At 59.6% G+C, this 22649-nt stretch carries 23 protein-coding genes; 13 read left to right on the top strand and 10 right to left on the bottom strand.

Annotation, left to right across the window (positions count from 1 at the left end; translation table 11 throughout):
- The first annotated feature begins 43 nt into the window (after window positions 1–43).
- The 7 genes from C0039_RS16020 (at window position 44) to C0039_RS15990 (ending at window position 5044) form a co-directional block, all read left to right on the top strand.
- Window positions 44–871: a porin family protein gene (locus C0039_RS16020; RefSeq protein WP_076000138.1), complete on the top strand. Its 828-nt coding sequence runs from the start codon at window positions 44–46 to the stop codon at window positions 869–871.
- Window positions 872–1009: 138 nt separating this feature from the next.
- Complete coding sequence (locus C0039_RS16015) at window positions 1010–1744, top strand: DUF1538 domain-containing protein (RefSeq protein ID WP_232334946.1); 735 nt, start codon at window positions 1010–1012, stop codon at window positions 1742–1744.
- Complete coding sequence (locus C0039_RS16010) at window positions 1744–2550, top strand: DUF1538 domain-containing protein (protein WP_076000137.1); 807 nt, start codon at window positions 1744–1746, stop codon at window positions 2548–2550. Before C0039_RS16015 ends, C0039_RS16010 begins: the two co-directional genes overlap by 1 nt.
- 10 nt (window positions 2551–2560) lie before the next feature.
- Window positions 2561–2911, top strand: coding sequence for a P-II family nitrogen regulator (locus C0039_RS16005; protein ID WP_076000136.1), 351 nt, complete (start codon window positions 2561–2563; stop codon window positions 2909–2911).
- Window positions 2911–3315, top strand: a complete 405-nt coding sequence (locus tag C0039_RS16000; protein ID WP_076000135.1) for a CBS domain-containing protein — start codon at window positions 2911–2913, stop codon at window positions 3313–3315. Before C0039_RS16005 ends, C0039_RS16000 begins: the two co-directional genes overlap by 1 nt.
- Before the next feature lie 91 nt (window positions 3316–3406).
- On the top strand, window positions 3407–3868 hold the full coding sequence (locus tag C0039_RS15995; protein WP_101518658.1) for a nuclear transport factor 2 family protein: 462 nt from the start codon (window positions 3407–3409) through the stop codon (window positions 3866–3868).
- A 30-nt stretch (window positions 3869–3898) separates the two neighbouring features.
- Window positions 3899–5044 (top strand): DUF3047 domain-containing protein, encoded by a 1146-nt coding sequence (locus C0039_RS15990; RefSeq protein ID WP_243391641.1) that lies wholly within the window; start codon window positions 3899–3901, stop codon window positions 5042–5044.
- Window positions 5045–5151: 107 nt separating this feature from the next.
- Here the strand turns inward: C0039_RS15990 and C0039_RS15985 are convergent, their stop codons facing one another.
- The 5 genes from C0039_RS15985 to C0039_RS15965 form a co-directional block, all read right to left on the bottom strand.
- Window positions 5152–5394: a hypothetical protein gene (locus tag C0039_RS15985; RefSeq protein WP_101518656.1), complete on the bottom strand. Its 243-nt coding sequence runs from the start codon at window positions 5392–5394 to the stop codon at window positions 5152–5154.
- 213 nt (window positions 5395–5607) lie between these two features.
- Window positions 5608–6117, bottom strand: coding sequence for a ferritin-like domain-containing protein (locus tag C0039_RS15980; protein WP_101518655.1), 510 nt, complete (start codon window positions 6115–6117; stop codon window positions 5608–5610).
- Complete coding sequence (locus C0039_RS15975; protein WP_101518654.1) at window positions 6114–6938, bottom strand: 2-oxoacid:ferredoxin oxidoreductase subunit beta; 825 nt, start codon at window positions 6936–6938, stop codon at window positions 6114–6116. The genes C0039_RS15980 and C0039_RS15975 overlap by 4 nt, the downstream gene beginning before the upstream one ends.
- Entirely contained in the window at window positions 6935–8644 is a 1710-nt protein-coding gene (locus C0039_RS15970; RefSeq protein WP_076000129.1) for a 2-oxoacid:acceptor oxidoreductase subunit alpha, read from the bottom strand. The genes C0039_RS15975 and C0039_RS15970 overlap by 4 nt, the downstream gene beginning before the upstream one ends.
- A 165-nt stretch (window positions 8645–8809) precedes the next feature.
- Window positions 8810–10681 carry an N-acyl-D-amino-acid deacylase family protein gene (locus tag C0039_RS15965; RefSeq protein WP_101518653.1) on the bottom strand — a complete coding sequence of 624 codons (1872 nt, stop codon included), beginning with the start codon at window positions 10679–10681 and terminating at the stop codon, window positions 8810–8812.
- A 92-nt stretch (window positions 10682–10773) separates the two neighbouring features.
- Between C0039_RS15965 and C0039_RS15960 the strand changes: the two genes are divergently transcribed.
- From C0039_RS15960 to C0039_RS15950, 3 genes are all read left to right on the top strand, one after another.
- Complete coding sequence (locus tag C0039_RS15960) at window positions 10774–12243, top strand: protein adenylyltransferase SelO (RefSeq protein ID WP_101518652.1); 1470 nt, start codon at window positions 10774–10776, stop codon at window positions 12241–12243.
- A 99-nt stretch (window positions 12244–12342) separates the two neighbouring features.
- Entirely contained in the window at window positions 12343–12681 is a 339-nt protein-coding gene (locus C0039_RS15955; protein WP_101518670.1) for a YegP family protein, read from the top strand.
- A 93-nt stretch (window positions 12682–12774) separates the two neighbouring features.
- Window positions 12775–14391 carry a tRNA-dihydrouridine synthase gene (locus tag C0039_RS15950; protein WP_101518651.1) on the top strand — a complete coding sequence of 539 codons (1617 nt, stop codon included), beginning with the start codon at window positions 12775–12777 and terminating at the stop codon, window positions 14389–14391.
- Window positions 14392–14425: 34 nt separating this feature from the next.
- Here C0039_RS15950 and C0039_RS15945 read toward each other — a convergent pair whose 3' ends face one another.
- Window positions 14426–14785, bottom strand: a complete 360-nt coding sequence (locus C0039_RS15945; protein ID WP_101518650.1) for a rhodanese-like domain-containing protein — start codon at window positions 14783–14785, stop codon at window positions 14426–14428.
- 184 nt (window positions 14786–14969) lie between these two features.
- Complete coding sequence (locus C0039_RS15940) at window positions 14970–16079, bottom strand: NADH:flavin oxidoreductase (protein ID WP_101518649.1); 1110 nt, start codon at window positions 16077–16079, stop codon at window positions 14970–14972.
- Between the two features lie 159 nt (window positions 16080–16238).
- Here C0039_RS15940 and C0039_RS15935 point away from each other — a divergent pair, with 159 nt between their 5' ends.
- On the top strand, window positions 16239–16727 hold the full coding sequence (locus C0039_RS15935; RefSeq protein ID WP_101518648.1) for a (2Fe-2S)-binding protein: 489 nt from the start codon (window positions 16239–16241) through the stop codon (window positions 16725–16727).
- A complete protein-coding gene (locus C0039_RS15930) occupies window positions 16724–18880 on the top strand; it encodes a xanthine dehydrogenase family protein molybdopterin-binding subunit (RefSeq protein WP_101518647.1) in 2157 nt (718 codons plus the stop codon). Before C0039_RS15935 ends, C0039_RS15930 begins: the two co-directional genes overlap by 4 nt.
- Here the strand turns inward: C0039_RS15930 and C0039_RS15925 are convergent.
- The 3 genes from C0039_RS15925 to C0039_RS15915 form a co-directional block, all read right to left on the bottom strand.
- The gene (locus C0039_RS15925; protein WP_076000122.1) at window positions 18875–19309 is read right to left on the bottom strand and encodes a nuclear transport factor 2 family protein; all 435 of its coding nucleotides are present in this window, start codon (window positions 19307–19309) and stop codon (window positions 18875–18877) included. The two genes, C0039_RS15930 and C0039_RS15925, sit on opposite strands and share 6 nt — an antisense overlap.
- The gene (locus C0039_RS15920; protein WP_243391640.1) at window positions 19287–20744 is read right to left on the bottom strand and encodes an alanine/glycine:cation symporter family protein; all 1458 of its coding nucleotides are present in this window, start codon (window positions 20742–20744) and stop codon (window positions 19287–19289) included. Before C0039_RS15920 ends, C0039_RS15925 begins: the two co-directional genes overlap by 23 nt.
- Window positions 20745–20984: 240 nt before the next feature.
- Entirely contained in the window at window positions 20985–22001 is a 1017-nt protein-coding gene (locus C0039_RS15915) for an aldo/keto reductase (RefSeq protein ID WP_076000120.1), read from the bottom strand.
- A 267-nt stretch (window positions 22002–22268) separates the two neighbouring features.
- Between C0039_RS15915 and C0039_RS15910 the strand changes: the two genes are divergently transcribed.
- Window positions 22269–22607, top strand: coding sequence for a c-type cytochrome (locus C0039_RS15910; protein WP_101518645.1), 339 nt, complete (start codon window positions 22269–22271; stop codon window positions 22605–22607).
- Window positions 22608–22649: the final 42 nt, after the last annotated feature.

Raw genomic sequence — 22649 nt, 5'->3', positions numbered from 1 at the left:
CGATAGGATACAGTATAGTTTTGCGACACTGATGAGACACCCGATGCGTACACCAACTCTACTTCTCGCCGGCACACTGCTGGCGCTCACACCGCTGGCTCAGGCAGACGAAGACTCAACACAGCGCCTCTTCGGGTCCAAGCACATGCTTGGGGTGGGCGCGGCTCTGCAGAAGGCTGACGCCGAGGTTCGCGCTACCGCTGGCAACCTGCCCGAAGTCGGCATAGACCTTGAAGACCTGGGAATGGAGGACGATTACACCAGTTGGACCCTGGAGTATCGCTGGCGATTTTCTCCTCGATGGATGCTGGTAGGCATGGCCTACACCTTCGATGAGAGCGGCCGCCGCAGCGTGGCCCGGGACTTCAACTTCGACGGCAAGGAATTCCAGGCCGGCGCAGCAGTGAGTACCTCGTTCAGTATCGACACTTATATTCTCGACGTGCTGTACCAGGTTTACGTCAGCGACCGCGCTGAGATCCTGCTGGGCGGGGGTATACACGCAATGAACCTGGAAACCGCCATCAAGGGCCGCGCTTTTATCGGCGAAATTGAGCAAGAGGCGGCGGTAGGCAGCAGCGACCTGCTTGCCCCGTTACCGAATTTGCGGGCCCATCTCAACTACGAACTTGGCAACAACTGGGGCCTGGGGGTCACCATGGGCTGGCTCAGTGCAACGTATGGAGACTACGACGGCAGTTTTGCCTATATACATCCTCGCATCGGCTACGAAATAGGTGATCACTGGGCCGCCACCCTAGGCTACCAGTACGTTGATATCGACCTGACCCAGGATAAATCGTCCAACCGCGAAGTGGCCCTGGATGCGACCTTTACCGGCCCCACGGTCAACATCAACTACCGATTCTGACGAACGCGCCGCGGCGCAATTCAATTGCTGCGGGTGGCGGGGCAAGGAACGCTCCCATCGGGCCTGAATCTTTATCCAGATCAATACCCTCCCCCCCTAAACTGGTAACCTGAGTACGCTATTAGTACAGGGATTCGTGTGTCCAAAGCTCTCAATAAGCTACTGTTTTCCATGCTCGGCAGCCTGCGCGACCTGTTGCCGATTATTCTGGTGATTCTGTTCTTCCAGTTTGCGGTGCTCAAGCAGCCCCTCCCGGATCTCGGGCAGATTCTGCTGGGTGTCGCCTTCGTGGTGCTGGGCCTCACTTTTTTCATACACGGCCTGGAGCAGGGACTGTTTCCTATCGGCGAGTCCATGGCCACTGCACTGGCCCGCAAGGGCAGTCTGTTCTGGTTGATTACCTTCGCCTTCGCCCTGGGCTTTGGCACCACGGTGGCAGAGCCCGCCCTGATTGCCGTGGCTGACGAGGCCGCGACGGTGGCTGCCAATGGCGGCATGATCGATTCCAGTAAAGACGCCCGGGAAGACTATGCCAACGGCCTGCGCTACACGGTGGCTTTCTCCGTGGGCCTGGCTATAGTCATCGGCGTCATCCGCATACTGCGCGGCTGGCCGGTACAGTGGCTGATTATCGGCGGTTACATACTGGTTGTCATAATGACCATGTTTGCACCGCGGGAGATCATTGGCATCGCCTATGACTCCGGCGGCGTGACCACATCGACCATTACCGTGCCGCTGGTGACCGCGTTGGGTGTGGGGCTGGCCTCTTCTATCCGCGGGCGTAACCCGATGATAGACGGCTTCGGCCTGATCGCCTTCGCTTCGCTGACGCCGATGATCTTTGTGATGGCCTACGGGATGCTGATCTGATGGATATATTCGAGTCCATCTGGACTACCACGCTGGGCACGATCAACGACGTGCTGCCCATCGCCGCGATCATCTTTGGCTTTCAGTTCGTGGTGCTGCGACAAAAGCCCGCCAACCTGGGACAAATCCTCTTCGGCTTCCTCTGGGTACTGGTCGGCCTGTCGCTGTTTTTGCTGGGGCTGGAGTGGTGCCTGTTCCCGCTGGGGCGGCTGATGGCGGGACAACTCACCGACCCGGTGTTTATCGAGAGCACCCTGCAGGCAGGGGAGACCGCGGCCGACATCGACTGGCTGAACTATTACTGGGTCTATGTTTTCGCTTTCATGATCGGCTTTAGCACCACGATTGCCGAACCCTCATTGATCGCCGTGGCGATAAAGGCAAACCAGGTGTCCGCTGGCGCCATAGGTATATGGGGGTTACGCATTGCCGTAGCGCTGGGTGTGGCCGTGGGTATCGCACTGGGCTGCTATCGCATCGTGGTGGGGGACCCGATCCACTGGTACATTATTTCGGGCTACGTCCTGGTGGTACTGCAGACAATGGTGGCACCAAAAATAATAATCCCGCTGGCTTATGACTCCGGCGGGGTAACCACCTCCACCGTCACCGTGCCACTGGTGGCGGCCCTGGGACTGGGGCTGTCAGAGACAGTACCCGGCCGCAATCCTTTAATCGATGGCTTTGGCCTGATCGCCTTCGCCAGCCTGTTTCCTATCATCTCGGTGATGGCCTATGCCCAGCTCTCGGAGCTGCGCACCGCCATGACCAAGAGAGGGAATAAACAAACGCGACGCAACGCCTGAGGAGAAGCTCATGCACTTCAAAATGATTATCGTGTTCGTGGAAGACGAGAAAACCGATGCGGTGATGGACGCCGCGCGCGAGGCAGGCGCTACCGGCTCTACGGTTATCACCAACGCCAGGGGAGAAGGCCTGCAGGTAAACAAAACCTTCTTCGGACTGTCCCTGGAGACCCAGCGTGACGTCATCTTGTTCCTGGTCGAGCAGCACCGGTCCAGGCACATCCTGGAGCGCATCAACATTGCAGGCGAGCTGGATGCCAAACCAGGCACCGGCATTGCCTTTCAGCTGGACGTGGAGGACGCGGTGGGCATCATGCACCAAGCGCAAGAGATATCCCAGGACGTGGAGGATTTGCTGTAATGGACAGAAAAGTAATCAAGGCAAGAGATGTCATGCAGGACAAGCACCTCGAGCTGGATGGCATGGCCACGGTGAAGCAGGCGCTGGAAGCCATGCGCAGCATCAAGTCCAACGCGGTCATCGTCAAAAAACGCGACGAGCACGATGCTTACGGCATCGTCCTGCTCTCCGATATCGCCAAGCGCGTACTGGCCCTGGACCGGGCGCCGGAACGAGTGAACATCTACGAGATCATGTCCAAGCCGGTAATCCCCGTGGAACCGGATATGGACGTGCGCTACGTCGCGCGCATGTTCGACAGCTTCGGCCTCTCCAGCGCACCCGTCGTCGAGAAGGGGCGGGTCATTGGTATTGTCAGCTACGACGAATTGGTATTTGACGGACTCTGCGAACTGATCGACTGATCGACACTGGAAAATCGCCAGCTGCCTGGAAACGGGACACAGGGTTGAAGTCTGCTATCTTTAAACCTCATCCCAATACTGGAGCCACCCCATGAGCCAGGCCATGCAAGTCTTTATGGATTACGCAGCGGCATTTGAAGAGACCTATGTCGATGACGACTGGTCCCGCCTGATGCCATTTTTTGCCGATGACGCCCGCTACGACGTGGTAGGCGGGCCGCTGGCCTGTTCAATTGCCGGCAGTGAAGCCTTGTTACGCGGCATGAAAAAGTCCATTGACGGGCTGGACCGGCGCTGCGATGAGCGCATTATCGAACTGACGGACGGCCCTACCCCGCACACCCTGCCGGAGGGGGAAGAAGTGCGACTGAACTGGACGGCCAGTTACCGCCGCGGTGACGCCCCACTGCTCGTCTTTCCCGGACGTTCTGTGGTTACTGTGACCAACGGGCGCATCACTGCAATACGCGATGAGTACCGTGAGCAGGACATGGCGCCGGTGCTGGAATGGATGAGCCAATACGGCGCGGATCTCGACGGCGCCTACGTCTAGGCCATGGCGAACGTCGGGGCAGACTTGAGCGTGGCCGGGAAACTGGCGCTACGCGCAATAGGTAGACGACTGCGCACGGACATAGAGCCCGCCCCCGACCTGGAAGCGTTTACCCAGCGCTTACAGGCCCTGCTATCGCGCGCCCCCGATGGGTTGATTCGTGACTACTACTGGCTGGACCTGGCGGCGAGTCAGCCACCCTGGGTCGGGTCCGGGCTACAACTGGCCAGCGGTGACGAGGTGAGTTACTTCGTCGAGGGCAGGGCCTATGCCAGTCGCCTGCTCGATATCTACCTGGACCCGGCCCTGCAAGTCTGGTGCAAAGTCGGGGCGCAGGGTGAAGTTTTTCGAGGCACACGCTGCTCGCACTCTTTCCGTGCAGCCGGGGAAGGCGAACTCCTCTTCGGCAACTATTTTCCCAATGACTGGGCCGACCGCCACGGTACGCGCAAACTGGAGGATTCCGTATACGATAGTGTCAGCGGCCAGCTGAAACTGCTGGTGATTCGCTGGCAGGCAGACGCACTGACCGGGCTGCGCGCATTGCGCGACATGGATACAAGTGATGGCCTCTTCAGCAGTGAGGTGCAGCGCCTTGAACAGGGCGACACAGCGCCTCCGGGATGGGAGTACCTATGGCACCTGGGGCCCGCGGAAATTTACCGCAGCCACAGCAATGCGGAACATGCCAACTGCATTCGCTGCAAGACCCACGGTGACGTGGGCATCCTGCAGCAGCGTGTTGACATGCCCTTGCTTGAATCCAGCGCAATAAGCTGGCGCTGGTGCGTGGATCAACTGCCGTCAACGCTGCGCGAAGACAGTGTGCCCAGCCATGATTACCTGAGCCTGGCAGTGGAATTCGACAACGGCAGGGACATTACCTACTACTGGAGCAGTGCGCTACCCGTTGGCAGAGGCTACGACTGCCCTCTGCCCAACTGGGCAGGCAAGGAGTATCACGTGGTAGTGCGCAGCGGGAAAGACGGCCTGGGCGAGTGGCAGAATGAGCGCCGCAATCTCTATGAGGATTACCGACGCTATATGGGCGAACCGCCGGCGCGGATCGTCAAGGTATGGCTGATCGCCAACAGTATCTTCCAGCGCCGGGAGGGTGCATGTGATTATGCTGACATTGTGATCAGCAGTGACAACGACCAGCTTCGGGTGCTTTAGCGCTGGCCCGGGCTCGCGAGCCAATCACTCATAATTTCCGTGCAGGGGCGACTCGCTGAAGACTGAACTCAAACAATGCCGCCTGCATGAGAACAGGCGGGGCCGGGTTACTCCGCGTTATCCTGCGCCGACTCCATCAGGCCGACAATGCAATCGTACTCAGCGTAGCTAAGATCCAGAGCCGAACAAATGCGCTCTTTCGGATGACCGATCTTCAGCAGGCTTCTGAATAAGCTCACATCCAGTTGCGAGAGCGTCACCGGGTCGATGACCGCCTCACTCATCATTGCCGCCGCCAATCGGGTGTCTAGCCCGGTAGTGACATGTGTCATGTGTGCCGTATTGTGCATGGTGCCTCCTTCGCGCCTGCCTGGCGCAAAAGTCCTGTGTTGTTATTGGTGTTACTGCCTTGTGATAAATAGCATAGGACCAGAACCGGGTGTCTGGTAACACGCGGTGGCACAGATGTGAACGGGTTCTCAATAAACCTGGAGTTTTACGGAAAACAGAGGGAAAAGGCGACGGAAACGCCGCCTGCGTGGAACATTCAGGACTTGCGGATGCTACTCCGGCATATGCGGATCGTCATCTTCCTCCAGGTGCTGCCCACTATCCGCAGGCAATGCGCCCAGCTTTTTCACCAGCTGCGCGGCGTGGGAGGCTTCTTCGGCGGCAAACTGCGCAGCCAGCTTGCGCGTATTTTCGTCGCTGCTGCTACGTGCAAAAGAAGCATAGAATTTCTCCGCTGCACGCTCGTTGTCCAGCGCCAGCAACATGGCCTCGCGCAGGCTCATGCGATAGTGCACCGCCTCGTAACTGGTCGTCTCGGGAGACTCCTCGTCCGGCCACTGGAACTCCCAGGCTTTGAGTTCTGGCAAATCATGGTCTTTGGCAATCCCCCCCACCTCTTCCAGGTGCAAGCGGGACTCCTCCGCCATGCGTAAAAAAAATTCGCTAACAGCGTCATTGTGGTGTGCCGCCATGGACTCAGCGAGCTCCAGGTAGCGCTCTCGCGCCTCGGACTCCAACTCCACGGAGTGGGCCAGAAAATCTGCCAGTGGTTGTGTGCTCATACGCTGAATCCCCGGGTGATGTCTGTCGACTGCGGCTCGGGCACTGAGGGCGGCCAGGTCGCTCGTTGCGCATTGTATAACACGCCCGTTTGAAAGCCGTCCTCATGCAGGAACAGCTGAGCCGCTTCATCTGCGTCCACCAGGGCCTCCTCCTCGCGCTCGTGCACTACCGCTTTCCAGTCTGTCTGTTCCGGGCAGAAGGTAATGCATTGCGACAACACGTGCACAAAGCTGAAGCCAGGATGCTCGATAGCCGCAGCAATCAACCTGGCCATCTGGTTGGGGTTGCCTGAGTAACCGCGCGCTATCCAGGGCGCACCGGAGGCCAGTGCCAGTGCGGCAGGTTTGAACGGGCGCACACCGGGCCCATGGGGAGTCAACTTACTGTGATCCCAGTCCGCTGGTGTGGTCGGTGACGCCTGGCCCTTGGTCATGCCATAGACCTCGTTATCCATGGCGATGTAGGTCATGTTCACGTTGCGCCGACAGGCATGCAGAAAATGATTGCCGCCGATGGAAAAACCGTCGCCATCGCCGCCCATGGCGATGACGGTCAGGTCGGGGCGCGCCACCTTCAAGCCCTGGGCGATTGCCAGGCCGCGCCCGTGCACGCCATGAAAGCCGTAGCTGTCCACATAGGCCGGCAGGCGCGAGGAGCAACCGATACCCGAGACGAGTACCGTATCGTCCTTGTCGATACCCAGGCCAGCGAACGCCTTGGTGAGCGCGTTGAGCACTGAGAAATGACCACAGCCCGGACACCAGATCGGCTTTACCGAGGACTTGTAGTCTTTTGCTTTGAGTTTAATCGGCTCGTTCATGCTGGGCTTACCTCCGCGAGGGCGGCCACTATCGCAGCACCGCTGAGCGGCACTGGCCCGGGCCGGGCATAACTGTGTAAAGGCTGCGTGAAATCCATCTGCCCACGCAGGTAACGATAGAGCTGGCCACCGTGGTTCTGCTCGACAACCAGAACGCGCTCGCAGTCGGCCAGTGCCGCTGTCAGGCTACCATGCTGCAGGGGCGCCAGTAGGCGCAGCGACACCGTGCGACACGCCACTCCCTGCTCAGCGAGCAACTCGGCGGCCTCAGCCACCGCGGCCGATGCCGAGCCGAAACAGACCAGGCCCAGCGACCCCTCACCGTCTATCCTGGCCCAGTCATCACCATAGTCATGCGCGTTCAGTTTGCGCGCTCGCTTGGCCAACTGCTGCTGATGGTCGTCATCGCGTGCCGAGGGCGTTCCCTGCTCATTGTGCTCAAGACCATCCGCAGTGAAGCGCAGACCGGGGTCTCCCGGCACGGCCATGGTGGAAACGCCAGAGTCGGTCAGGCGGTAACGCAGGTAGTCGTTGTCGCCGCCCTCACAGGACACAGGTGGCGCCAGTGGGGCGCAACGAACCGGCTCGGTGATCACCGCCGTGGACTGGCCGATAAACTGGTCGGAAAGTACGATTGCCGCCGTTTGTAAATGCTGCGCCAGTTGCACCGCCCAGGCGCTGGTATACACGCAATCAGCGATATCCAGCGGCGCCAGCACCAGGTGCGGCGCGTCGCCGTGCAGGCCGTGGAGTGCAATATTCAGATCGCTCTGCTCAGACTTGGTGGGGATACCGGTAGAGGGGCCACCGCGCATCACGTTAAGCACCGTTATTGGTGTCTCACTGGCCACGGCAAGCCCGATGCTTTCTGTCATCAATGCGAGTCCGGGGCCGGAGGTCGCGGTAAAAGAAGGAACACCGCCAAACGCCGCCCCGATAGTCATATTGATGGCTGCCAGTTCATCCTCGGCCTGCACCAGGTTGCCACCCAATTGCTCCAGTCCACCGGCCATCCATTCCAGCACGTCTGAGGCAGGCGTTATGGGATAGGCGGCGACGAAGCGGATGCCCGCCTCCAGTGCCCCCAACCCGGCGGCCTGGTTGCCGCTGATATACCAGCCTCCCGGTACACCCGGGGCAGGCACCTGTACACTGCAATCCAGTTGCTGCGCGCAACCCGCCGCAATGCAGGCCTCAGCGGCCTCTTGATAGGCAGCAGGTTTGTGCGCCAGCTTCTGTAGCGCCAGCTCCACCAGGCTGCCTTCGCCAAGCCCCATCAACTGACCGAGCAACCCCAGGGCAAGCATATTCACCCGTCCGTCGTCATGGGCGGCCTCCGCGAGCTGCTTCATCGGCAGGCGCACCAGAGTGGGTTCTGCAGCGAGCACACTCTCCGGGACGTCACCGGCGTCCTCACAGAACACGATAACGCCCGGTGCCAGTTTGATCTCGTCGCCAAAGCGCGTGTAGTTATTCCAGTCGAACGCCAACAACACCTGGTAGGCACTGGCCGCCGTGTAGCGTTCAGACTCTGTCAGCTTGAGCAGGGCCGCAGACTCGCCGCCACGTATTTGCGGACCGAAGGCCTTGCGCAGCAGTCCCCGCCCGCCCTCACGGGCCCAGGCCTGCAGCAAAAGTTCGCCGACGGATATCACCCCGGCGCCGCCAGCGCCGGTAATGGCTATGCTCAACTCAGTTTGCTTCATGGCGACTCACTTATTAATTCCTGGCCCTAGGATAGCGGCTCCCGACCACCGCGCCAGCACAAACGCGTGCAACCTTGTTCTGGCTCAATGGACCGCTTCGATCGCTTACAGGACAGGACGCAGGGGAGAATCGGGCGGCGCGCTGCGGGTGCTGACAGACCCCGGCTAGGCGGCGCGCAAAGCGCGACCCAGGGTTTGTTTGCCCAGGGCAGGACCAAAATCACCCTCACGCCACACCACCTGGCCATTGATGAGGGTGTGTGTCACGACGCCGTCCGATCGGCTGACCATCTGCTGGTGCTCAAACAGGTCACGATAGATCAGTTGGCGGTTGCTGGCATCGTCCCAGTTGCGCAGCGCCTCCGGGTCGATCAGCACAATATCAGCCTGAACCCCCAGCTCCAGTGTGCCCACATCCAGACCGAAGAACTGTGCCGGCTCGCGGGTCAGGCGGCGCACCATGGTGGCCACCGTTTCCAGGGATTTCTGCTGGGCCAGTTTAAGTGACATCAGGTTGGCGTCGAAGAATGCCATATTGGTGATGTGCGCACCGGAGTCGTTAAAGCCTGGCATGGTGTGCTTGTTCAGCAGCAGGTCCAACGTGGAGCGGTTGCCCACGTTGGCCACATCGACCCAGTAACGGAAGCCCTTGTCGTACTCACGCATCATATGCAGCATAAAGTCGGCGTCGTCGGCCGTGGGCCGGGGGAACTTGTCGAAGGCCTCGCGCTCGGCGTCAGAACGCGCCTCATCGGTCTTGCCGCCGTGGTAGCGTGACAGCCTGTCGAAGACCTGCTGCAGGGTCTCGCCTTCCCAGTCGGCCACCGGTGCACCGTCAAAGTTCATCCTGTAGAGGTCCCTTGGCACCATTATGTCGGGCAGGAAGTGTTTGGCCTTGAAGCTGGCAAAACCCTTTTCCTCTCTACCGTGGCGCCACTCTTTACGAAAGCTTTCAACAAACACCGGGTCGTTCAACAGCGCCAGGCGCCCCTCGCGGTCGTCATATTCCTTGGCAATCAGCTGACAGGTGGTTTCCAATTCCTCATACAGGGGGCTGACGATACCGTCAGACCAGATACGGAAACTGGTACCCAGTGCCTGGAAGTGGATGTTGCCCTTGAACAGGCGGTTGTTCATCAGCGAGGCGAAACCGAGAAAGCCCTTGACCGCTTTTGGCGCCAGTACGAACTCCACGGCGGACAAGGCTGAGGTCTTCAGTGTCTGGCCGAAAAGACGGCCACTGGTCAGCATGAAGTACCAGAAAGCCTTGATTCGATGCTCAAGAATGGGCGTGGTCTGCCACACACGATCGCGCCCGCGAACAATTTTCAGCAAGCGCTTCAGCTCGCCGAAACTGGCGAACTGGGTGGGGATTCGCTTGTCGGTATGCGGCTCGTTGGACAAGTAGTGAAACGGTAGTCCGTCGGTGCTCATGCCCAGATAGCCTTGATCCATGGCCGTCTCCAGCAGGCCTTCCATGCGTTTCAATTCCGCCTCGGTGGGCTCACGGGAGATGCTGTCCTGCAGACCCATCACCTCGATGCGCAACATGGAGTGGGGTACAAATACGCCTACATTGGGACCCAGGGGAATACTGTCAAAGTGGTCCATGTACTCACCGGTACTCTGCCAGGACACCGCCTCCACGCATTTGCGCAATACCGACTTGGGGATGTTTTCTACCCGGGTAAAACAGTCGACTATGGGGTCCTGGTCACCTTCCAGCTGGCTACCGAAACAGGTCCCCAGGCTGCAGTTGCCCACCAGCACCGTGGTGGTGCCGTGACGCACGACCTCGGGCAGCCCCGGCTCCAGGTCAACCTCCAGGTCCAGGTGCGTATGAATATCCAGCAGGCCCGGCATCAGCCACTGGCCCTGTGCATCAATCACCTCCGCCGCCATTGAGCGCGGTAAGAACATGCCCTTGGCCGCGATTTTCCCACCCTTGATGGCGATATCCATTTCCTGTGGCTTCTCGCCACTGCCATCAAAAATAAGCGCGTTCTGAATGAGGGTATCCCAGGTCTTTCTGGACATGAACAATCTCCTGCGTGCTGGTCACTGACTAGGCTATTATGCTCGAACCAACGTATATAGCAGATACTCGCCACGCAGGATAGTTCATCACCATGGGCCCAATACCTTTCAACAACAGTTATGCCCGCCTGCCGGCTCAACTGTACACGCGACTTGAACCCACTGCGGTCAGTGCCCCGACGCTGATTCGGGCGAACCATGCGCTGGCCCGGCAGCTGGGTATCGATGCTGACTGGCTGCAATCGGATCAGGGTATCGCCACCATCGCCGGCAACCATATTCCGGCGGGGGCCGAGCCCCTGGCGGCGGTGTATTCCGGCCACCAGTTCGGCAGCTATAACCCACAGCTGGGCGACGGCCGCGCCCTGTTGCTGGGCGAAGTCATCGACGTGAACGGACAGCGCCGCGATATCCAGCTCAAAGGATCTGGCCCCACGCCCTACTCCCGCGGCGGTGACGGTCGCTCACCGCTGGGCCCGGTAATACGCGAGTACATCGTCAGCGAAGCCATGCATGCGCTGGGCGTGCCCACCACACGGGCCCTCGCCGCTGTGACCACCGGCGACGCGGTGATGCGCGACACCGTGCTGCCCGGCGCAGTGCTGGCCAGGGTGGCCGCCAGCCATATCCGTATTGGTACCTTCCAGTTCTTCGCTGCCAGCAAGGACAGCGAGGCGTTGAAAAGCCTGGTTGAGCATTGCCTGCAGCGCCACTATCCACAACAGGCTGCGAGCGACAACCCTGCCCTGGCGCTGCTGCAGGCAGTTATCCGCGCCCAGGCGCGGTTGATTTCCCGCTGGCAGTTACTGGGTTTCATCCACGGCGTGATGAATACCGATAACATGTTGATTGGTGGCGAAACAGTGGACTATGGCCCCTGCGCCTTCATGGACGAGTTCGACCCGGCCAAGGTGTTCAGCTCCATCGACCGCGGTGGGCGCTACGCCTACCGCAACCAACCGGGCATTGCCCACTGGAACCTGGCGGTACTGGCGCAGGCTCTGCTGCCGCTGCTGCATGACGGCCAGGAACAGGCGGTCGCACTGGCGCAGGAAGCGGTAGACGAGTTTCCCGCCCTGTTCGAGGCCGCACACCTGCAAGGCCTGGCCGACAAGCTGGGCGTGGCGGAGGTCAGTGAGGCAGACAAGCCGCTGGTGGACGAACTGTTTCAGTTGATGAGCGACGAGCATACTGACTTCACCCTGACTTTCCGCCGTCTCTACGACCACGCCAACAACCCACAGGCCCAGGTCGGGCAGTGGTTTGAACTGCCAGACAGCTTCATTCCATGGCTGTCACGCTGGCGCAAGCGCCTGGAAACGGATCAGCTCACCGCAGAAACCCGTGAGCAACGCATGCGCAGGGCCAATCCGGCGCTGATACCGCGCAATCATAAGGTTGAAGCAGTGATTCGCGCTGCCGAGGACGAGAACGACCTGGCACCCTTCAATGCCATGGTGGAAAGGCTGGCCGACCCTTTTGAGCTGGATTCACAATCTGCGGAGTACATTCTGCCGCCGCGCCCGGAAGAAGCCGTTACCCGCACCTTTTGCGGTACCTGAAACTTAGCCTTGGCAGCTTTTCGCGCAGCAACTATGCTGTGCCTTGTATCGCAAGTGGCGATGCGTTTTACGCTATCCAATAAAACCGGAGACAACGAAATGGCAGGACATTTTGAGCTGAAGAAGGCTAAGAACGGCGAATTTTTCTTCAATCTCGTGGCAGGCAACGGCCAGGGAATCCTGAAGAGTGAGATGTATTCCAGCAGAAGCGCTGCAGAAAACGGCATCGCCTCCGTGCAGAAGAACTGCGGCGAAGACAGTCAGTTCGAGTGTAAGGAGTCAAACAACGGCAAGGCCTATTTCGTGCTCAAGGCCAAGAACCACCAGGTGATAGGCCAGAGCCAGATGTATGAGTCTGAAGCCGGCTGTGCCAACGGCATTGAATCGGTCAAAACCAATGGCTGCAGCGAGGTTATCAAGGACCTCACCGCAGAATAAACCCCACTCCTGGCTCGCGGTATGGTCGTGCATCCTGCCGCGAGACAGTATAATCGCGGCTCGATACGATAGTTTCACTGCAGCGAGCCCACCTTGAGCACACAATTTTTCGGCAAGACACTGTCTGGCCCATTCACCATCCCCTCCGGCATCGTCTCCACCGCGGTACCCATCATCCAGTACATCTTCGATCATATGCCTGAAGTCGGCGTACTGACCACCAAGAGTATTGGCCTGGAACCCCGCGCAGGTTACCGCGAGCCCATACTCAGCCAGTATGCCCCGGGCTGCTTCGTCAATGCGGTGGGCCTGACCAACCCGGGGGCGCACAAATCCGCCGAGCTGATGGCACAGCTTCGTGTCCCGGAGGACCGCTTCCTGCTCACCTCCATCTTCGGCGGCAGCATCGCCGAGTTCGTTGAAGTGGCAAAGATCATGGCTCCCGTCTCCGACGGCCTGGAACTGAACCTGTCCTGCCCCCACGCCAAGGGCTACGGCATGGCCATGGGCCAGGACCCGGACATGGTCCGCGAGATCGTCAGCGCCGTTAAAGCCGTGGTGGATATTCCGGTGATCCCCAAGCTCACGCCCAACACACCCGACATCGCCATGATCGCCCGGGCCGCCGAGGCCGGCGGCGCTGACGGTTTCTGCGCGGTCAATACCGTCGGGCCAGGCTATACCTCCTCCCACGGCCAACCTGTGCTCAGCAATGGCGCCGGGGGTATGTCGGGCAAGGGCATACTGCCTATTGGCTTGAAGTGCGTTAAGGAAGTCCGTGAAGCGAGCGCCCTGCCGATTATCGGCTGCGGCGGCGTATCCAGCGCCGACGACGTGCGCGCCTTCACCGACGCCGGGGCGAACATTGTCGGCGTTGGCTCCGCACTGATCGGCCTGACCACAGACGAGATCGGCGACTACTTCCGCACCCTGTCAGCGGACATGGAAAGCAATAGCAACCGCGCTGAGTCGCATATCCGTTACGACGTGGACATGTCCTTTTCAGCGGTCACCCTGGTGAAGAACGAGCGGGTGTGTGAAGACATCACCCTCCTCACCTTCGATCGTAAAATCAATATTCAGGCCGGTGAGTTTATCTTCCTGTGGGTGCCGGGGGTGGGCGAGAAGCCATTCTCTGCGCTGACCGACGATCCCTTTTCGCTGGTGGTGATCGATGTCGGCCAGTTCACCCACGCGTTGATGGATCTGCCGGAGGGGACTGAATGCTATGTCCGCGGCCCCCATGGAATTCCAGTAGACCCGCCAGAGGGCGCAAAAATTATGGCCGTTGCCGGCGGTACCGGACTGGCTGCCGTGTACCAGGCTGCCCGGGATTTCGGCAATGCGGAGGTCTTCGCCGGCGCGCGCACCGGGGAACGCTTGTACTTTTTGGCTGAATGCCAGCAGATCGCCGACGTCCACGTGGCAACAGATGACGGCAGCGTCGGCTACCACGGCCTGGTGACCGAGCTACTGCGTCAGCGGCTGCAGGAAATGACAGCGGATGAGCGTGACAAACTGGTGTTTTACAACTGTGGACCGGAGCCGATGGTGCACGCCGCGGTCGCGGTGCAACGTGAATTCTGCCGCGATGACCAGATCTACAGCGCCATCGACTACCTCACCAAGTGTGGTGTTGGCCTTTGCGGGGCCTGTGCGACGCCGGACGGGCGCCGCCTGTGCGTGGACGGGCCATTTCTCAGCGCGTAATCGCCAACGCGGCGCAGCGCATGTAAGGTCGATGTCAGGTTAAAACCGCTTCCTGGGCGTCCTTGACGGTGCCGGCAGGACAGGTAACCACGGTCACTCGCAGGTAACCCATCCTGATCAACTGCTGTGCAGCCAGCGTGGCGCGGCCACCGCTCGCGCAATGCACGTAGATTGGATGATTGTCGTCAGGAATGACCTCGACGATTTTCATCTCCAGAATACCCCGCGGAATATTGACTGACCTGGGTGTGGTGAGGCTCGCCACCTCAACCAGTTCACGCACGTCAACAACCGTGCCCTGGTTCTGGGCAATTTCAGCCATAGCGGTACTAGCGTCCACGCAGCGCAGCGCGGCACGGGCCTCGGCTACCAGTTCGGGTACAGTTTTCAGCATGCTTCCCTCCTTTGATTGGGCGATCACATCGTCCGGTTAACACTATTTTGCGCTGAAGATAACGGCATTGGGAAAGGCTGTCCATGCTGATGCAGACAGAGTCAGCACCTACGCCAGCGCGCAACAGCCGGCTAAATCATCCCGCATCACACCCGCGCTTGAATCACCTCTCCGCAAGAGGCTGTCACTCCAGCGAAAACAACATTTCCTTTTCAAAAGCGCGCAGGCTGTCGCTATTGTTCTCGCGCACCTTGTTAGCCCACTCAGGGTTGGCAATCAGTGCCCGGCCCACGGCCACCAGGTCGAACTCCCCCGCTTCCATGCGCGCAATCAATTCATCCAGGCTCGCTGGCTGGCCTTCATGAAAGGTCGTCTCTCCCGGCGCGGGAATGAAGTCATGGTTGAGGCCGACGCTGCCCACGGTAATCGCCGGCTTGCCGGTTATCTTGCGGGTCCAGCCAGCAAGATTCAGCGAACTGCCTGCAAACTCCGGCTCCCAGAACCGCCGGGTGGAGCAATGAAATATATCCACTCCGGCTTCACTCAGCGGCAGCAGGAATGCCTCCAGCTCAGCGGGGTTTTCCACCAGGCGCGCTGAAAAGTCCTGCTGTTTCCACTGGGACCAGCGCAGGATAACGGGAAAATCAGGCCCCACCTCTGCGCGCACCGCCTCGATGATTTCGATAGCAAAACGGCTGCGCTGTTGCATTGAGCCGCCGTATTCATCCTCGCGAACATTAGTACCGGCCCAGAAAAACTGGTCGATGAGATAGCCGTGGGCGCCGTGTATCTCCACCGCGTCACAGCCGATGCGACGGGCATCCGCAGCGCCCCTGGCGAAGGCGGCGATGACATCGGCAATGTCCTGATGGCTCATCACGTCACGATTGACCTTACCCGGCACATTCATCCCGGAAGGCGCGCAGCCGTTAACATCACCCTCGGGCATTACCCCTGCTTTACGCATGCCACCGCAGTGCCATAACTGCGGGGCAATTTTTCCGCCCTCACCATGCACTGCATCAACGACTTTCCGCCAGGCAGCAAGTCGCTGCTCGCCATAAAAATACGGCACGTCGGGGTAGCCGCTGGCAGCAATGTGGTCCACGCAGGTGCCCTCGGTAATGATCAGCCCCACACCACCGGCTGCGCGGCGGCGATAGTACTCGACACTGGCCTCGCCGGGGATATTTCCCGGGCTCTGGTTACGGGTCATGGGGGCCATGACAATACGATTTTCCAGCTCCAGACTACCCAGGGAGAAGGATTTGAAAAGGATACTGCTGTCGCTCATAAGGAATTCCGGTGATCGGTTCGAAGGCGAGCGATATTCTAGAGCAAGCGCTGCTCTCACGCACAGGTAAGTTAAATTGCTGTCATCCGGCAGCGGGGTGATCCAATTCAATCCGCAAGCCGGTATCATGGTATATTCCCTTTATTGCGAGAACAACCGGTGGAAAGAGTACGCCTTGGTTTTGTATTGAATGGCCAGCCCCAGGAGCTGTCCATTGAAAGTGACACCCCCCTGTTATGGGTGCTGCGCGATGTATTGGGCATGAACGGCACCAAATTTGGCTGCGGCATGGGCCTGTGCGGTGCCTGCACGGTGCACCTGGACGGTGTGCCAGTACGCAGCTGCTCGCTACCCATCAACGCGGTGGCGAACAAGCAGGTGACGACTATCGAGGGCCTCTCAAGCAACGGCGACCACCCCCTGCAACAGGCCTGGGTAGCGGAAAACGTCCCCCAGTGTGGCTACTGCCAGTCCGGGCAAATCATGTCGGCGGCGGCGCTGCTGGCGAACACGCCCCGCCCCTCTGACGCGGACATCGACAACGCCATGTCCGGCAATCTCTGTCGCTGCGGCACCTATGGCCGCATTCGCAAGGCCATCAAACGCGCAGCCGTGGGCAGCTGGGAACCGGCGGAGGCGCAGTCGTGAGCCTTTCGCGGCGCCAGTTTATTCGTAATGTGTCGGTGTTTGGTGGCGGTTTAACCCTGGGGTTTACCCTTTCGGCACCCGGGCGCGCTGAAGACGGCGCGCCCCTTTCACCCAATGCTTTTTTGCGCATTACCCCGGAAGGGGACGTTATTGTGCAGATTCACAAGGTCGAGATGGGCCAGGGCACAGTAACCGGCATCATTACGCTGATCGCTGAAGAGCTGGAGGTTGACCCGGCGGATGTGCGCTATGAAATGGCCCACGTCGATGAAGCCTTCAAAGACCCCGAGTACAGCATGCAGGTCACCGGCGGCAGCAACGCCATGCGTGTCTACTATCAGCCTCTGCGCCAGACTGGCGCTGCAGCCAGGGCCATGCTGATCGAGGCCGCCAGCCGGCGCGCAGCGCTGCCCGCGGACCTACTGCGTTGCGAACAGGGCACGGTAGTCAGCGCTGACGGCAATATCCGCTTTAGCTATGGGGAACTGGTCCCCGTCGCCAGCCAGCTGGATGTGCCGCAGGAACCGGTATTGAAATCAGCCGCCGCGTTCAAGCTGATTGGCAAGCACGACCAACGCCTGGATATCACGCCGAAGGTCGACGGCAGCGCCAGATTCGGCGTCGATGCCCCCATGGAGGAAACCCTGGTTGCCGTGGTCGTGCGCCCGCCGGTAGGCCGTGGTGCGATGACGTCCTACGACGACAGGAAAGCCCGCGAGTTGCCTGGTGTGCACAGTATTGTAGCCATCGATGCAGGCGTTGCGGTCGTTGCCTCCAATTACTGGCGGGCCCGCAAGGCCGCTGACACTGTTACCCTGGAATGGGAACCCGGTGACTCGCTGCTTACCGACAGCAAGGCTATCGACGCCGCACTGACAGCCGCGCTGGAGGGCGACAACCTTGTCCTTGTTCGAGATGACGGTGAGCCGCCTGCAGCTGCCGCGGCGCAAATCCTCGAAGTGGAGTACAACCTGCCGTTGCTGGCCCATGCGACCATGGAACCCATGAATGCCACTGTCGACCCGAACTCCAGGGAGGTCTGGGTAGGCACACAGGCGCCGGATATAGCGAGCAGCTTCGCCGCACTGGGACTGGGTGTGGAGGCTGACGACGTCACCGTACACAACCAGTTCCTCGGAGGCGGCTTCGGGCGCCGTGCAATGCCCGATCATGTGTTGGAGGCAGCGCAAATTGCCAGCGCCCTGGGCCAGCGCGTAAAGCTGATGTGGAGCCGCGAGGACGACACCCAACACGACTTCTACAGGCCGCCGATGAAATCTCGCCTCAAAGCCCGATTGGGTGCCAACGGCGAGGTACTGGGCTGGCGCCACAACCTGGCGGGGCCCAGCCTCATGCAGTCAACTATGAACGCCATGACGCCCGCCCTCGCTCCTTCATGGGTACCCGACTTCCTCACCGACTTTCTGGCACACATGGCGGGCAGGAAAGACGATTCCTCCGTAGAAGGCGCCAAGGAGCTACCCTATGCGTTCGGCCATATAGAGGTAGCCTACCGCAATGTGGAAACACCGGTACCGTTAGGCTATTGGCGCTCTGTGGGCCACAGCCACAATGCCTTCGTGGTAGAGAGCTTTGTCGACGAACTGGCCAACGCCGCCGGTGAGGATCCGGTGGCGTTCCGCCGGCGCTACCTGCCAGCAGAAAGCCGTCACCGCCAGGTGCTGGACAGAGTCGCCGGGATCAGTAACTGGGGCGATCCACCGGCCGGTCACTATCAGGGCGTGGCAGTGCACGAGTCTTTCCACTCAGTGGTGGCAGAAGTCGTGGAGATCTCCATGGAAAACGGCGCCCCGAAGCTAGAGCGCGCATACTGCGCCATCCATTGTGGTCGGGTGATTAACCCGGATATCGTCAGGCAACAGATGGAAGGCGGTATCATCTTTGGTCTGTGCGCGGCCTTAAAGGGAGAGATCACCCTTCAGGATGGCGCGGTGCAGCAGAGTAACTTCCACGACTACCCACTGCTGCGCATGAACGAGGTGCCCGAGGTGGAAGTCGCGATTATAGACAGCGATGATCCCCCCACGGGTGTAGGCGAACCCGGCACACCACCAGCGTCTGCGGCTCTGGGCAATGCGATTTTTGCGGCCACCGGTCAGCGCCTGAGGGATTTACCGTTCAAGCTTTCATAGCGGCGGCGCCAGCAGGTGCTGACTGAGTTCACCATAAAGCCGGGGTATGATCTGGCGGCTGGTAAAGTACCAGCCCTGGGCATCGTGTGCGAACGTATCGATGTAGCGCCCCGTCATGATCGCCTGTAATGGCAACACTTCCGTTGCCTGCAGTACCGTGAAGTACGCGTGCGACATGGCGGTATCGCCGTCGACTTCCACCCGCACGTTGCTGGTGACATGGTGGGACAGCGGCGTGCCGTCTGCATAGAGCCGGGTATAACTACTATAGATGCGCAGGATGTCGTCGGCGCCCTCACCCTGTACTTCGCCGTCGGGCCCGATAAACCGCGCCCGCCCCAACAGGGTACTGACAGCAGTGAGGTCTCCGGCGTCTATCAGTTCGGCATAGCGGTAAAGCAGGTTTTCAATCTGTCGTTCCGGCGACATAGGCAACGTCCTCCGTTCGGTAGTTATGTACTTCCCCTGCCCTGACCCTGGCGATGAAATCATTAATGTCGCGTTTGATCTCCGGGGCGAAGAAATACAGACCAAGGATATTGGGCACTGAAATAAGGAATACCATGGCGTCGGCGAAGTCCAGCACTGCCTGCAGCTGGATCATGCAACCAATGGCAAGGAAGGCGCAGAACACCACTTTGAACACGTTCTCACTGACCGGGTGCTCGCTGAATAAATACGTCCAGGCTTTAAGTCCGTAGTAGGACCAGGCGATCGCGGTGGAGAAAGCAAACAGCAGTGCGGCAATGGCCAGCGGATACGGTGCCCAGCTGAAATGGTGCTCGAAGGCGGCGGAGGTCAGCGCGATGCCCTCCAGCCCCTGGTCCATCAACCCCGCAGGGTACGCGGTGACCACAATCACCAGTGAGCTGAGCGTACAGATCACCACTGTATCGATAAAGGGCTCCAGTAACGAGACCAGTCCCTCCGAGGCAGGGTTGTCCGTCTGTACCGCAGAGTGCGCGATGGGTGCGGAACCCAGGCCCGCTTCATTGGAGAACAGGGCACGCTGGAAACCGACAATGATGGCGCCGACCATGCCACCCGTGGCGCTTTCCACGGAGAAGGCGCTACTGACAATCAGGGTGATCGCAGCGGGTATGTGCTCGGCGCTAAGGCCAATAATCACCAGCGCAGAAATCACATAAAGCACTGCCATCAGCGGCACGATTTTGCCTGCGACTGCAGCGATGGAACGGATACCGCCGAGTATCACCACGCCAACCAGGGTGGCTATACCCAGGCCGAACAACCAACCCCGCTCGGCAAAAAAGCTGGCCTCCCCACCGGTGATGGTCACAAACTGCACATAGGCCTGATTGGACTGGAACATGTTGCCTATCCCCAGGCAGCCGACCACCAGTGCCAGGGCATAAAATTTGCCAAGGCCCTTACCCAGCAGCGGAAAGCCGCGCCTGGACAGATACGCCTCCAGATAATACATGGGCCCGCCGGAAACAGAGCCGTCCGGATTGTGCTTGCGATACTTCACGCCGAGGGTGCATTCCACCAGCTTGGTGGACATGGACAAAAAACCCGCGACTATCAGCCAGAAGGCGGCCCCGGGGCCACCAACGACAATGGCCACCGCCACCCCACCAATATTGCCAACGCCCACTGTGCCGGATACTGCCGTGGCCACCGCTTTGAAATGGGATATCTCCCCCGGTGCAGACACGTCATGATAGTCACCGCGGACCAGCCGCAACGCGAGACCAAAGCCGCGAATATTGATAAAGCCCATATAGAAGGTAAAAAAAGTCGCGGCCACCGCCAGCCAGAGCACAATCCACGGCACCTGGTAACCAAACAGCGACAGCTTGTAGAACACCACTGCAGAGATGCTGGCCGTGATGGGTGTCATAAACGACTCCACCGCCTGGTCAATACTTGCGACTGCCGGGCTGGTGCAGAACAAGAGTAAGGTTGTCAGCGCGGGGAAGGACTTTAAATAGTGGCGGTTGCTTGGCATTCGGGGAACTCGACTCCTCATCATTGCATGACCGGCAAGCGGACGCCTGCCCACAAGACGCAGACGACAGAAACCGGAGTTCCCGGATGCCCAGCCGTGGGCGTGCCGGCAGGCTCTCCTGAGCTCACGCCCTCAGCCCATCGGATAGCGAATCTCCTGGCTGACCTGGTCTATGCGCCGCATAGTCTCTGTGGAAAGGGTCACCTCCGCCGCGGCCAGTAACTCGTCAACCTGATCCAGTGCAGTGGCGCCGACAATAGTGGACGCGACAAAGTCGTGCTGCTTACTCCAGGCCACGGCGAGGGTCACCGGCGACAGGTCGATGTCACGGGCGATCTCCTGGAAGCGTTTGGTCGCCTCCTCAGCCTGCGGGTTGACGAACCGCCTGGCCATCAAGCGTTGACGCTCTTCGCCGTCGAGGTAATTGGTAAAGCGCGCGCCGGCGGGCAAGGCGCCATCGTTGTACTTGCCACTTAGCACGCCACCGGCCAGAGGAGAATAGGGCAGCAGGCTGACACCCTCCTGCAGGCAGGCCTGGGCCAGTTCATCTTCGAAGCGTCGATTGTTGAGGCTGAAGTTGTTCTGGATGGTTTCGTAACGTGGCAGGCCATGTGCGTCCGCCATCCACAAGCTCCGGGTCAGCCCCCAGGTGGTCTCGTTGCTGCACCCCAGCACGCGCACCTTGCCCGCAGCAATGAGCTCCTCCAGCGCACGCAGGGTTTCCTCGTAATAATAGTCGTGGTCGGGCCAGTGGGTCTGGTACAGGTCGATATAGTCTGTGTCCAGGCGACGCAGGCTACCCTCGATAGCACGCATAATGTGATGACGGTCCAGACCGGACTTCCCGGCGCGCACCGGCGGCGTGATCCAACCGTGGCCGGGGCCTGCTACTTTGCTGGCGAGAATGATCGCGTCGCGGGGCTTCGTCTTCATCCAGCGACCGACAATTTTCTCGGTCACCCCCATATAGCGTTCTTCCGGCGGTACCGGATAGACCTCCGCCGTGTCGTAAAAATCAACCCCTGCGTCAAACGCCCGGTCGAGAATGGCGAACGCCGCTTTTTCATTGCACTGGCTGCCAAAGGTCATGGTACCCATGCAGATATCAGACACCACGATACCGCTGCGGCCCAGGCGATTTTTATTCATTTTTTATCCAGGAATATCACTGACAGGGGCAACAGCTTACCTCAGCCGCAAACAGGATTCAGTGACTTGCCGGGAAAACCTGCAGCCGGGTGCATCCGGGCATGCGTCTCCCACAGCCGCTTCCACCACTTTGGGACTGCACACGAGGGCGTGATAAAAAGTCATCGCTTCTTAATATAACCTTAAGTTATTGGACTCATAATCAATCATTCCCTTATTTTTAGTAGGTTTTAATGTGAGGTCGCAACGTAAAGGAGACACTGGTAAATGATAATCAAACGCAAAACTCACTACCTCCTCAGCCTGTTTGTTGTTGCCGGAGCGTCGCTTGCACAGGATCCGACTATCGATCGAATGATCGCTGCCCAGTGCGCCCAATGCCACGGCACCGATGGCCATGCCACTGGCGATATCGACAGTATCGCGGGCAAAGACACCGCTGACCTCTACCACAAGCTCATCGACATGGAAGAAGATCGCGCCGAGGACATCATGGAACACCAGGCATGGGGCTACACCGACGAGCAGCTTTACCGGATCGCCAGGTACTACTCCACGGTTCCCGAGTCAGACGATGAAGATCGGGAGGACGAAGATGATGACTGAGCCTGCGCAACCCACTACAGCAACCACAAACCTGATTCCGGG

Origin of the sequence: Pseudohalioglobus lutimaris, assembly GCF_002866825.1 — a bacterium.
Taxonomy (GTDB): Bacteria; Pseudomonadota; Gammaproteobacteria; order Pseudomonadales; family Halieaceae; genus Halioglobus; species Halioglobus lutimaris.
Note: the sequence above shows the minus strand (reverse complement) of the source record. Positions and strands in the feature narration are given on the sequence as shown.

Excerpts from the sequence above, each read along its gene's own strand:
- C0039_RS15945 (WP_101518650.1), bottom strand. The coding sequence starts at position 14,785 with ATGCTGAAAACTGTACCCGAACTGGTAGCCGAGGCCCGTGCCGCGCTG.
- C0039_RS15975 (WP_101518654.1), bottom strand. The coding sequence starts at position 6,938 with ATGAACGAGCCGATTAAACTCAAAGCAAAAGACTACAAGTCCTCGGTA.
- C0039_RS15920 (WP_243391640.1), bottom strand. The coding sequence starts at position 20,744 with ATGACACCCATCACGGCCAGCATCTCTGCAGTGGTGTTCTACAAGCTG.
- C0039_RS16020 (WP_076000138.1), top strand. The coding sequence starts at position 44 with ATGCGTACACCAACTCTACTTCTCGCCGGCACACTGCTGGCGCTCACA.
- C0039_RS15915 (WP_076000120.1), bottom strand. The coding sequence starts at position 22,001 with ATGAATAAAAATCGCCTGGGCCGCAGCGGTATCGTGGTGTCTGATATC.
- C0039_RS16000 (WP_076000135.1), top strand. The coding sequence starts at position 2,911 with ATGGACAGAAAAGTAATCAAGGCAAGAGATGTCATGCAGGACAAGCAC.
- C0039_RS15955 (WP_101518670.1), top strand. The coding sequence starts at position 12,343 with ATGGCAGGACATTTTGAGCTGAAGAAGGCTAAGAACGGCGAATTTTTC.
- C0039_RS15925 (WP_076000122.1), bottom strand. The coding sequence starts at position 19,309 with ATGTCGCCGGAACGACAGATTGAAAACCTGCTTTACCGCTATGCCGAA.
- C0039_RS15985 (WP_101518656.1), bottom strand. The coding sequence starts at position 5,394 with ATGCACAATACGGCACACATGACACATGTCACTACCGGGCTAGACACC.
- C0039_RS15980 (WP_101518655.1), bottom strand. The coding sequence starts at position 6,117 with ATGAGCACACAACCACTGGCAGATTTTCTGGCCCACTCCGTGGAGTTG.
- C0039_RS16010 (WP_076000137.1), top strand. The coding sequence starts at position 1,744 with ATGGATATATTCGAGTCCATCTGGACTACCACGCTGGGCACGATCAAC.
- C0039_RS15970 (WP_076000129.1), bottom strand. The coding sequence starts at position 8,644 with ATGAAGCAAACTGAGTTGAGCATAGCCATTACCGGCGCTGGCGGCGCC.
- C0039_RS15995 (WP_101518658.1), top strand. The coding sequence starts at position 3,407 with ATGAGCCAGGCCATGCAAGTCTTTATGGATTACGCAGCGGCATTTGAA.
- C0039_RS15965 (WP_101518653.1), bottom strand. The coding sequence starts at position 10,681 with ATGTCCAGAAAGACCTGGGATACCCTCATTCAGAACGCGCTTATTTTT.
- C0039_RS15910 (WP_101518645.1), top strand. The coding sequence starts at position 22,269 with ATGATAATCAAACGCAAAACTCACTACCTCCTCAGCCTGTTTGTTGTT.
- C0039_RS15940 (WP_101518649.1), bottom strand. The coding sequence starts at position 16,079 with ATGAGCGACAGCAGTATCCTTTTCAAATCCTTCTCCCTGGGTAGTCTG.
- C0039_RS16005 (WP_076000136.1), top strand. The coding sequence starts at position 2,561 with ATGCACTTCAAAATGATTATCGTGTTCGTGGAAGACGAGAAAACCGAT.
- C0039_RS15960 (WP_101518652.1), top strand. The coding sequence starts at position 10,774 with ATGGGCCCAATACCTTTCAACAACAGTTATGCCCGCCTGCCGGCTCAA.